Origin of the sequence: Nocardioides sp. URHA0032 (assembly GCF_000620645.1) — a bacterium.
In the GTDB taxonomy this organism is placed as follows: Bacteria; Actinomycetota; Actinomycetes; order Propionibacteriales; family Nocardioidaceae; genus Nocardioides.
Window position 1 is genome coordinate 491546 of the sequence record NZ_JIAV01000014.1, and the last position, 10548, is coordinate 502093.

A 10548-nucleotide genomic window follows, 5' to 3' on the forward strand; every position below is an offset into this window, starting at 1 on the left:
GGGGACTGCTCGCGGGCTACCGGACCTGGACGACCGCCGCCTCGGCGGCGGACCGGTAGCCCGCGAGTGCGACCTCCAGGGCGCGCACGCCGTCCGCGCCGTCGGCGCCGGGCTCCTGGTGGACGCCGGTGCGGACCGAGGTGAGGAAGCCCTCGATCATCGCCCGGTCGGCGTCCTCGGCGAACGACGCGTACCGCAGGCCCCGTGGCCCGCCGTCGCGGGTGCTGACCACCTGGACCGACTCGGCCAGGTCGTTGAGGTCGAGGGCGCCCTCGGTGCCGACCAGGCGCAGGTGGAAGTCGTAGTCCCACGGGTGGTCGGCCGGCACGGACCAGCTCGGGTCGATGCTGCCGACCGCGCCGTTCTCGAAGCGCAGGGACACCACGGCGACGTCGTCGACGCCGCAGTCCCAGAGCAGCGCGCCGGCCTCGGCCGAGACCTCGGCGACCTCGAGCCCGGTGACGTGCCGCATCACGTCGGTGACGTGCACCGAGTGGTCGATGAGCGCTCCCCCGCCGGCCGCGACCGGGTCGGTGATCCAGGCCGGGTACGCCGGCGGCAGCGGCGGACGGCCCCGGTTGCCACCCACGACGCCGATCAGGTCGCCGAGCCGACCGGCCCGGACGGCGTCGCGGGCGCGGGCGACCACGGGCAGGAAGCGCGAGACGAAGGCCAGGTGCAGCTGGACGCCGGCGGCGTCGCAGGCGGCCACGATCGCGTGTGCGTCCTCGAGCGTCGTGGCGATCGGCTTCTCGCAGAGCACGTGCCTGCCGTGCCGGGCCGCGAGCTCGACGTGGGCGCGGTGGTCGGCGTTCGCGCTGCAGACCAGGACCGCATCGGCGGACTCGACGAGCTCGTCGGCGTCCCCGGCGGCCTCGATGCCGAAGTCCTGGCGGATCCAGCGGGTGTGCTCCGGCTCGACGTCGTGGATGCCGACGACCTGGGCGTGCGGTGACCGGGTCAGCGCACGCGCGTACGCCCACGCGTGGCCCATGTGCGCGGCGCCCAGGATCGCGACGCGGGTCGGCGTGCCGTTCACAGGGTCTCCCAGGTGGTCAGGTCGATCGTCCGCCCGGTGCGGGCCGACTCCAGCGCTCCCAGGGCGGTGCGCAACGACTCCGTCGCCTCGGTCGCCGGCACCGGCGGCGGACCGCCGGCGCGTACGGCGTCGAAGAAGGCGCCGAGCTCACGGGTGAACTCCCGGTCGCCGAGCACGTCCCACCACTCCGTGTCGCTCTCGCGCTGGTGGAGGACGCCGCCCATCAGGTGGTCGTAGTCCCACGAGATCCGGCCCTCGGTGCCGACGATCTCCGCGCGCAGCTTGAAGCCGCGCGAGACCGGGTGGGCCCAGCTGCACTCCACGTGCGCGATCGCGCCGTTGGCGTAGCGGACCGTCGCGAGCGTGTACGTGTTCGGCCCGGCGCCGCTGTCGGCGGCCATGCAGTGCACACGTACGGCGGGGCTGCCGATCACCCAGGCCGCGTAGTCGAAGCTGTGCACCGCCTGGTCGAGCAGCGGCCCGCCCGAGGTCGCCGGGTCCGCGAGCCAGCCGGCCTCGCTCCACCCCGGCAGCGAGGTGGTCGTCGAGTGGGTGATCATCCGGACCTGCCCGATCTCGCCGGCCTCGGCCACGTCACGGGCCAGCCGGTGGTCCGGGCCGTAGCGGGCCACCTGCCCGATCGAGAGGATCCCGGGCGCGGCCTCGGCCGCCGCGAGCACGCGGCGCGCCTCCTCGACCGTGCGGGTGATCGGCTTCTCGCAGAGCACGTGCCGGCCGGCCTCGAGCGCCCGGATCGTGGCGTCCGCGTGGGTGGTCGGCGGCGTGCAGATGTCGACGACGTCCACGCCGAGGTCGAGGATCGCATCCAGGTCGGGCACGACCTGCGCGCCGTACTGCTCCGCGATCCGTTCGGCCTTGCCCGGGACCGGGTCGGCGACGGCGACGAGCCGCACGCCGGCCGCGGCCCGGTAGGCGTGCGCGTGCACCCCGGCGATCATGCCGGCCCCCAGCAGGCCGACGGTGAGCTCGGAGCTCATCGCCCGCGCACCTCGATGGCCGGGGCCGCGGTGTGCAGGTCGGGCCCGAAGAACGTGAACACCACGAGGTCCTCGCTTCCCGTGTTGACGACCTCGTGGTCGCGGGTCGCGACGTCGTGGGTGACGACCAGCTCGTCCAGGCCCGGCTCGCCGCCCCGGACCTCGTGGCCGGCCCAGGTGCCGGTCCCCGACCACGCGAAGACGCTGTAGACCCCGGGCTCGCGGAGCCGGTGGGTGCCGCCGGGCGGCAGCACCAGCCGCTTCCCGGCGTACCTGCTGGTGTTGTAGAAGACCCAGGCCTCCTCGCCGTCGCCGGCCACGCCGGCGACCGGGCGCGGCGAGAGGTGGCGGTTCTCGTAGAACCAGGGGTCTCCGTTGACGTCCCAGTCCACGAAACGGAGCGGGAACCGCTCTCCCTCGCGCTCGCGGTCCTCGTCGCGCACGTCCTTGAAGAGCAGGTCCTTGGAGATGATCGTCCCGGCGTTGAGCGCCTGGAACATGGCCAGGACGTCCGAGTCCTCCTGCAGCTCGAGCGTCAGCGCGGTGCCCGGGGCGTGCAGTACCCCGGACGGCACGTGGAACCCCTCGCCGGGCACCTGGAGCTCGGCACGGGCGTGGCGCAGGATCAGGTCGCTGTCCCAGTCCACGAGGTACGGCAGCAGCGTCTCGTGGGCCCGCTGCTCGGCGATCCACGGGTGCACGCCGAAGAAGGTCTCGGGGTGCGCGCCCAGCTCCACACCGGGCAGGAAGTGGTAGGACTCGTCCTTGGCGTTGCAGCCGACCAGCCGGGCGAGATCCTGCGGCGGGTGGACGTGGTACGGCAGCCGGTACCCGTAGTCGAAGATCTTGGCCAGCCGGCCGAGCCCGCCCGGATGCGTCGCGGCGTACTCCTCGCCGAGCAGCGCCACGGGGTCGGCGGCCACGGCGTCGCGAAGCAGAATCCGCTCGCCGTGGTCGCCGACGAGGTGGCTCAGTCCCTCGTCCTCCGGTCCGACCCGGTTGTCGGCCCGGGTGGTCGAGGCGAGCCACCGCTCGCAGATCGCGCCGCGGTCCCCCACGTCGTACGCGTCCTCGGGTAGGCCGAGCCGGCGTCCCGGCGGCAGGAAGTCACGCGCCACCCAGGCCGGCTCGCACCGCAGGACGCCGTTCCCGTCCGCGAGCAGGCGGGCGAGGACGTCGCGCGTCAACCCTTGACACCCGTCACGGCGATGCCCCGGACGAACTGCCGCTGGAAGATGATGAACACGATGACCATCGGCAGCGTGGCGATGACCGAGCCCGCGAACAGCAGGTTCCAGTCCGTCCGGTTCTGCACGACGAACAACGCGAGCCCCACCGGTGCGGTGGTGTGCTCCGGGTCCCCCGACGTGACCAGCAGCGGCCAGAGGAAGTCCTCCCACGAGTACTGGAAGGTGAAGATCGCGTTGGCGGCGAGCGCGGGAGCGCAGAGCGGCAGCACGACGCTCCAGAAGATCCGGAACTCGCCGGCGCCGTCGATGCGGGCGGCGTCGAGCAGCTCGTCGGGGATCGTCGACATGTACTGGCGCAGCAGGAAGATGCCGAAGGCGCCGACGATGCCCGGCATGATCAGGCCCCAGTAGGAGCCCAGCCAGCCGTGCCCGCCGCTGCCCAGCCAGTCGTTCCCGCCGAAGAACGGGATGTGCTGGATGATGATGTAGTTGGGGATCAGCGTGATCTGGCCAGGGACCATCATGGTCCCCAGGAAGAGCACGAAGATCACGTTGCGACCCGGGAACTTCCGCTTCGCGAACGTGTAGGCGCAGAGCGCGTTGAAGAACGTCTGCAGCACGGTCACGGTGATCGCGACGAACGCGCTGTTGGCGAACCATCTCCAGTCGCCGTGCCCCTGGCCCTGCTGCGCCTTCGTGAGGTGACCGACGTTCAGGAAGCCCCGGTAGCCGTCGAGCGTGGGGTCGCCGGGGATCCACGTCGGCGGGTTCTGGAAGATCGTGCTCAGCGGCTGCATCGACGCGCTGATCAGCCAGGCGAAGGGCGCGACGAACAGGATCGCGATCGGCGCCAGGACGACGTACGTCAGGAGCTTCGCCCGGAGGGACACGTGCTCCTTCTCCCGGGGTGCGCCCGGCGGGCGCTTGGCGCGCCGCCGCCGCGGGGCCGGCAGGATCGGCTCGATCTCGCTGACGAGACGGCTCGCGGTGGGCTCCTCGGTCAGCCCCGTCATGAGACGCCCTCGTTGTCGCGGAACAGCCGGATCTGGAAGACCGTGAACACCAGCAGCATCGCGAACAGCGCGAAGGCCAGGGTGCTCGCATATCCCATGTCGTAGTACTTGAAGGCCCAGAGGTACATGTAGTACACCATCGTCTCCGTCTTGTTGACGGGCCCGCCGTTGGTCATCACGAAGATCTGGGTGAAGACCTGCAGCGAGCCGATGATGCTGATCACGAGCAGGAACAGCGTCGTCGGCCGGAGCATCGGGATGGTGACGTACCACAGCCGACGCAACGTCCCGGCGCCGTCGAGCATCGCCGACTCGTAGAGCTGCTCGGGGATGGCCTGGAGGCCGGCCAGGTAGACGACCATCGAGAACCCCACGCCGCTCCACACGCTCATCAGCACGACGGCCGGCATGGCGAGGTTCTTGTCCGAGAGCCACAGCAGCGGGTGGTCGATGAGGTGGCCCTTCATCAGGTAGTAGTTGAAGAGCCCGTACTGGCCGTTGTAGAGCCACTTCCACAGCAGGGCGGAGACCACGAACGGCGTGACGACGGGCAGGTAGTACGCGGTCCGGAAGACGGCACGGCCGCGGATCGGCTGGTTGAGCAGCAGCGCCAGCACCAGGCCGATGATCATCGTCAGGGGGATCGACGCGCCGGTGAAGTAGGCGGTGTTGAGGACCGACTGGACGAACCGCTCGTCGTGGATCATGTCCTCGTAGTTCTGGAGACCGACGTACGGCTTCGTCGGCTCGATGATGCTCCACCGGTGGAACGTCAGGTAGATCGCGAAGACCAGGGCCGCGAGCGTGAAGATCGAGAACAGGATCACGCCCGGGGCGAGGAACAGGTACGCCGATCGCTCTCGCCAGATCCTCCAGAAGAAGCGACGCACCCGGGTCTCCCGGACGTCCTTCTTCGCGCCCTTCGCAGCCGGCGCCACCGCCGTCGACATACCTGCTCCTTCTCTCGTCAGGGAAACCGTCCGCCCGGGCCGAGTCGGCCCGGGCGAACGGGCGGTGCGTGGTGCAGAGGTCAGCGGGCCAGGATCGCCTGCGCCTGGTTCGCGGTGTTCTCCAGGGCCTCGTCGGCGCTCTGGTCACCGTAGATCGCCTTGCCGAGCTCGTCGTTCAGGATCGTCTCGATCCGCGGGAACTTCGGGTTCGACACGGTGCTGGCCACGCCGCACTGCATGAGGTCGATGAAGCCCTTGAGGACCGGCTTCTCCTTCACGATCTCCTCGCCCTGGAGGAGCGAGTTCAGCGGCGGCAGCAGGGTGCCCTCGGTCTTGTAGGTGGACCGGGCGATGTTCTCGGGCGTGGAGAGGAACTCCATCCAGAGCCATGCCGCGTCCGGGACCTTGGTCTGCTCCGACATCATCAGCGCGTCGCCGGCGATCGTGGTCTTGCAGCCCGCGTCGCCCTCCGGCAGGGGCGCCGTCGCCCACTTGCCGTCGATGCCGGGGAACTCGTCCGACAGCGTGCCGGCCAGCCAGGCCCCCGCGACGTACATCGCCACGTCACCCTCGGCGAAGGCCGTGCGGCCGTCGTAGGAGTTGGAGTTGAAGTAGTCCGGCGGGGAGTACTTGGCCAGGCCCACGTAGAACTCCGCGGCCTTCTTGGCCTCGTCGCTGGTGAACAGGATGTCCTTGCCGTCCGCGGAGAGCAGGTCGCCACCGGCCTGGTAGAGCCACGGGTACCAGTAGTACGCCGACTCGGACGCGAACATCTCGAAGCCGTACTTGTTCTGGGCCGGGTCGGTCAGCGCGGCGGCGTCGGCCTCGAACTCGTCCCAGGTCTTGGGGGGAGAGTCGATGCCCGCCTCCGCGAAGCGGTCCGTGCGGTAGAAGAGGCCGGTGGTCTCACCGTCGACCGGGAGGCCGTACATCTTGTCCTCGTAGGTGACGAAGGTCTTGAAGGCGTCGACGTAGTCGTCCGGCTTCACCACGTCGCTCCGACTGATGTAGTCGCTCAGGTCGACCGCCGCGCCGCGCGAGGCGTAGTCGGCCGTGTCGCTGGCGTTGACGTAGGACACGTCGGGGGCGTTGTTGCCCGCGATCCGGGTCGAGAGCACCTGCGCTGCCTGCTCGGCCGGCACGTTCTCGAACTTGATGGTGATCATCGGGTGCTGCTGGTGGAACTCGGCCGCCATCTTCTTCATCTCGGGCTCGTTGCCGAGCCAGGAGAAGAACGTCACCGTGGTGGGCGAGGTGGGCTCCGCGACGGGGCCCTGGCCCTCGCCCTTCGGCGGGCCTGACGGCTTGTCTGAACCGCCACAGGCGGCCAGACTCATGGATGCGACGGCGACGGCGACCGCGGCGGCGGCCACCTTCCGGGACAGTTTGAACCTCACCGAATCAGCTCCCTTGCTCTTCAAGTGGCTACTCGGAGACCGTCGATGCGACCCGATGCAAATCGTTTGGCTCCTTGGCGGGAAGCATCGTCAACACCCTCCGCTTTGTCAATGGATTCGCGTGCTTTCCGTCACATCGGTGTCGCATCGTGACGCCAGGAGGGCGGCGCGCCGTACCTCCTCCGATAGGCGCGGCCGAAGTGCGACAGGCTGTTGAAGCCGGCGGCGTGGCACACCTCCGAGACGCTGAGCGAGGTCGCGGCCAGCAGCGACCGGGCGAACCGTAGCCGGCACTCCTGGAGGTGGAGCTGGAACGAGGTGCCCGTGTACTGGCGGAAGCGCTCGCTGAAGTAGTTGGGCGAGAGGTGGGCGCGCGCGGCGACGTCCGCCAGCGTCAGCGGCTCCCGGAAGTTGCGCTCGACGTAGAGCACCGCGGCCCGGAGGTCATCCGTCGGGGCGGGCGGGCGCGCGCGGCGCGGGTCGTCCAGGCCGCACCGGCGGGCCAGCTCGACCACCAGGCACGACACGAGCGCCTCGGTCACGGTCGCCGAGCCGAGCCGCGGCTCGTCGAACTCCTGCTGGAGCCGCCGGAAGTCGGCCTCGGCGTCGAGGAAGCCGTCGGCCTGCCAGGGGAACCCCTCCAGTGCCGGGGCACCCACCCCTGCGAGCCGGCGCTCCATCACGCTCGGGTCGATCACGGTGTTGTAGCAGGTCAGCGGCTCGTCGCCGGTCACCCGGATGGCGTGGAAGTCGGCCGGTGACAGCAGGAACACGCTCCCGGGACCGATCGGTCGCGGCACGCCGTTCACGACGTGCTCCGCCTCGCCCGAGACGACCATCGACAGCTCGTAGTAGTCGTGCCAGTGCACGTCGACCATCCGGAGCCGCTGCCGCATGACCCGTGCACCGAGCGCCGGAGCGAGCAGCGACGCGACGCTGAAGCGCTCGATCGGCTCGGTCATGCGGGGGCTCCTCCACGCCTCAAATCGTTTTGGCAGTTGTCCAGTACAGTACCGCCATGCAACGGACGGAGCGGACCGATGCGCAGCCGTTGCCTGCGCGCGTGACGATCGCCCACGTGGCCGACCTGGCGGGCGTCAGCCCGACGACGGTCTCGCACGTCCTCTCCGGCAAGCGCGTGGTCGGCGCGGCGACGCGCAGCTCGGTGATGGACGCCATCAAGGAGCTCGGCTACCGGCCGAACCACGTCGCGCGCAACCTCCGCACGCGGCAGTCCCACATGATCGCGGTGGTCGTCCCCGACATCACCAACCCGTTCTACGCGGTGCTCACCCGTGGGCTCGCCGACGCCGTCGACGCAGCCGGATACGGGACCTACGTCTGCAGCACCGACGGCCTGCACGACCGCGAGCGCAAGTTCTTCGAGGACGTCATGGACCGCGGCGTGGACGGCATCGTGTTCGCGTCCGGTGAGACCGCGTCGGAGGTGACCTTCGGGCCGGCCGACTACGCGACGCCCCTCATCTGCATCGGCGACCACCTCGACCACCCGCTCTGCGACGCCGTCATCCCGGACGACGAGGCCGGGTCGCGGGAGGCAGGTGCGTTCCTGGCCGGTCGCGGCTTCGAGCGGATCGCGATGATCCAGGGGCCGCCCCGCCACGGCGCGCAGCGCACCGCCGGCTTCCGGGCCGCGATGCAGGCCGCCCGTCGCAAGGTGCCCACGGAGCGCCTGGTGCGCGGCGACTGGACCCGCAGGGGCGGCTACGAGGCGATGCGCACGCTGATGGCGCTCCCCAGCCGCCCGGACGCGGTCTTCTGCGCCAACGACCTGATGGCGATCGGTGCCCTCGACGTCGCCCACGAGCTCGGCCTCGACGTACCCGGCGACGTCGCGATCGTCGGCTTCGACGACGTCGACGCCGCCACCATCGTGACTCCGCAGCTCACCACGGTGCGCAACCCGGCGTACGAGGCCGGCAGCACCGCCGGCGACCTGCTGATGAGCCGGATGTCGGGGCGCTACGGCGGCACCGGCCGCACCGTGGTCCTGCCCTGCCCGATGGTCGTCCGCGGCACCGCCTGAGCGATGTACCACCATCCGGCTGGCCCTGATGCGTGCGTGGGGCGGCGCGCAGGACGGTGGCGGACCACCTTCGCGCCGCGCTCGCTGCAGGCCTCATCGTTCGGGGGCTGGTCGAGGAACCGGTCGCCGTGCCCTCCCATGAGGACTTCTCGGAGCCGCACCGCGCCATCGGCGAGTGGCGCTGGTGGACATGGGAGCTGCTCGACTGGGTGCCCGAAGCAGCGCGAATCGCCTGGGACACGCCTTCGCATCATGGTCTGGCACTTCGAGCGTGGCGCCTGAGTCAGAGGTGAGCCACTCGACGCAGATCCTCGCGATGCTTCCGGGGTAGGTCGTATCCCTGGTGCATGGCGCGTTGAGCCGCGGCGCTGACGCACGGGACAAGCCGGCCGCCGACCGTCCCTGTGGCATCGAGGCAGCCGGGAGGCAGCACCCACGGGTCCATGGTCCTGAGCGACACCGAGCGATGCTCGACCTCGACGGCATGCACGTCCAGCTCGCGCCCGTCGCCATGGCGCTCGACGAACGCGGTGTCCCAGGTTCGCCCGTCGAGCGTGATCGGGTCGTTCTCCTCCCACTCGTAGGCGCGCGCGAAGCCCTGCTCCCGGAGCAAGGCGTGCAGGACAGGTAGATCACGGACGCTCACGAGCACATCGAGATCGTGGTGATCCCTCGTCTCCTGCCCGAGGAGGGCATCGACTCCCCAGCCGCCCATGATCCACCAGCGGATGCCCGCTGCCGACGCGGCCGCTACGAGCTCGACCACCTGCGTTGCCGTCATGGCTCGGTCGGTCATAGGCGTCACCCTGCTCGGAGACGTGGCCGCGCGGCAACCGATTCCGCGGCGTGTCCTGCCCGGTCGGGTAGATGTCCAGGTGGATGCGATTCTTGCCAGCAGTCGCGGTCGCGGCAACTTCAGTCCAGGAAGACCACCACCGACTCGTCCGGGTGGACGAGGCTTGCTGCCGCCCGGCCCGCGACGATGGCACAGAGGATGCGCTCCTGCTCCGGGGCCTCCGTGACTCGGTGCGCATGACAGTGACCCCGCCGGCCGTGGTCGGCGGGGTGGGGGTCAGCCGATATGTCGGTGGCCGAGGGGGCTGGTCCAGACGAACCCGGTGCCGGGGGCGTGCTGGTAGGTCCAGTCGGTGAAGGTCTTGAGCCGGTGGTGTCCTCGGCACAGGGGCGCGAGGTTCGAGGTGGTGGTCGCACCGGTGGGCCATTCGGTGATGTGGTCGGTGTCGGCGTGCTGGCCTTGGCGCCAGGAGGGCCGGTGGCAGAACGGGAACGGGCACTCCGGGTGGCGGAGTCGGACCTGTTCCTTGATCAGCGGGGTGGCCTGGTAGGTCTCGGTGGAGAGCTCCTCGTTGAGGTCGATGACCGGCCGCACGGTCACGGTGGTGCCGGCTTGCTGGCACCAGTGCTGGAGGTGTTCGGGGGTGATCACCGAGCGGGTGTTGTCCAGGTCGACCATCTCCTGGCCGGGGCGGGTGTGGGCGTAGATCACCACCTCCCGCCGCGGCTGCCCGGCGGGTCCGGTGCCGAGCATGCCGGCCGCGATCGCGCGGCGCACGTCGAGGGGCAGCGCGGGGTCCAGGGTGTCGGCCTTCGCCGCGACCACGGCGTCCAGGGCGACCGCGTCGGCGACGTCGAGCAGCCCGGAGATCGGGACCAGGCCCTCGGCGGTCATGTACTTCAGGTGCACCTTGAAGTGCCGCTGCTCGGCCGCGGCCAGGCGGCGGCGCTCGGTCTCGGCGGGGTCGTGCTCGGCGCGGGCCTTCTCGACCTGCCGGTCGAGCTCGGCGAACGTGCACTTGTGGGCCACGAAGTACAGCGCCCGGTCCACGAACCCCGCTCCCGCGGGAGGGAGGGACTGGGTGGCCCGGGCGATCTTGCGGGCCTTCCACACCGGCA

Annotated in this window: 10 protein-coding genes; 1 reads left to right on the plus strand and 9 read right to left on the minus strand. The window is 70.5% G+C overall.

Features of this window, described 5'->3' with window-relative positions:
- Window positions 1-16: 16 nt before the first annotated feature.
- From N538_RS0104405 to N538_RS0104435, 7 genes are all read right to left on the minus strand, one after another.
- Complete coding sequence (locus N538_RS0104405) at window positions 17-1039, minus strand: Gfo/Idh/MocA family protein (RefSeq protein ID WP_051548719.1); 1023 nt, start codon at window positions 1037-1039, stop codon at window positions 17-19.
- A complete protein-coding gene (locus tag N538_RS0104410) occupies window positions 1036-2037 on the minus strand; it encodes a Gfo/Idh/MocA family protein (protein ID WP_028636293.1) in 1002 nt (333 codons plus the stop codon). The genes N538_RS0104405 and N538_RS0104410 overlap by 4 nt, the downstream gene beginning before the upstream one ends.
- Window positions 2034-3224 carry a hypothetical protein gene (locus N538_RS0104415; protein ID WP_028636294.1) on the minus strand — a complete coding sequence of 397 codons (1191 nt, stop codon included), beginning with the start codon at window positions 3222-3224 and terminating at the stop codon, window positions 2034-2036. The genes N538_RS0104410 and N538_RS0104415 overlap by 4 nt, the downstream gene beginning before the upstream one ends.
- Window positions 3221-4240, minus strand: coding sequence for a carbohydrate ABC transporter permease (locus N538_RS0104420; protein ID WP_051548721.1), 1020 nt, complete (start codon window positions 4238-4240; stop codon window positions 3221-3223). The genes N538_RS0104415 and N538_RS0104420 overlap by 4 nt, the downstream gene beginning before the upstream one ends.
- Window positions 4237-5190, minus strand: coding sequence for a carbohydrate ABC transporter permease (locus N538_RS23825; protein WP_051548723.1), 954 nt, complete (start codon window positions 5188-5190; stop codon window positions 4237-4239). The genes N538_RS0104420 and N538_RS23825 overlap by 4 nt, the downstream gene beginning before the upstream one ends.
- 80 nt (window positions 5191-5270) lie before the next feature.
- Window positions 5271-6587, minus strand: coding sequence for an ABC transporter substrate-binding protein (locus tag N538_RS0104430; protein WP_155991959.1), 1317 nt, complete (start codon window positions 6585-6587; stop codon window positions 5271-5273).
- Window positions 6588-6718: 131 nt separating this feature from the next.
- On the minus strand, window positions 6719-7549 hold the full coding sequence (locus tag N538_RS0104435; RefSeq protein WP_028636297.1) for a helix-turn-helix transcriptional regulator: 831 nt from the start codon (window positions 7547-7549) through the stop codon (window positions 6719-6721).
- 56 nt (window positions 7550-7605) lie between these two features.
- On the opposite strand from N538_RS0104435, the gene N538_RS0104440 reads away from it, so the two are divergent.
- Window positions 7606-8634 carry a LacI family DNA-binding transcriptional regulator gene (locus N538_RS0104440; protein WP_081790268.1) on the plus strand — a complete coding sequence of 343 codons (1029 nt, stop codon included), beginning with the start codon at window positions 7606-7608 and terminating at the stop codon, window positions 8632-8634.
- 283 nt (window positions 8635-8917) lie between these two features.
- Here the strand turns inward: N538_RS0104440 and N538_RS0104445 are convergent, their stop codons facing one another.
- Window positions 8918-9430, minus strand: a complete 513-nt coding sequence (locus N538_RS0104445; RefSeq protein WP_028636299.1) for a nucleotidyltransferase domain-containing protein — start codon at window positions 9428-9430, stop codon at window positions 8918-8920.
- A 276-nt stretch (window positions 9431-9706) separates the two neighbouring features.
- A partial coding sequence (locus N538_RS28855) for an HNH endonuclease signature motif containing protein (RefSeq protein ID WP_028636300.1) occupies window positions 9707-10548 on the minus strand: 842 nt, incomplete at its 5' end.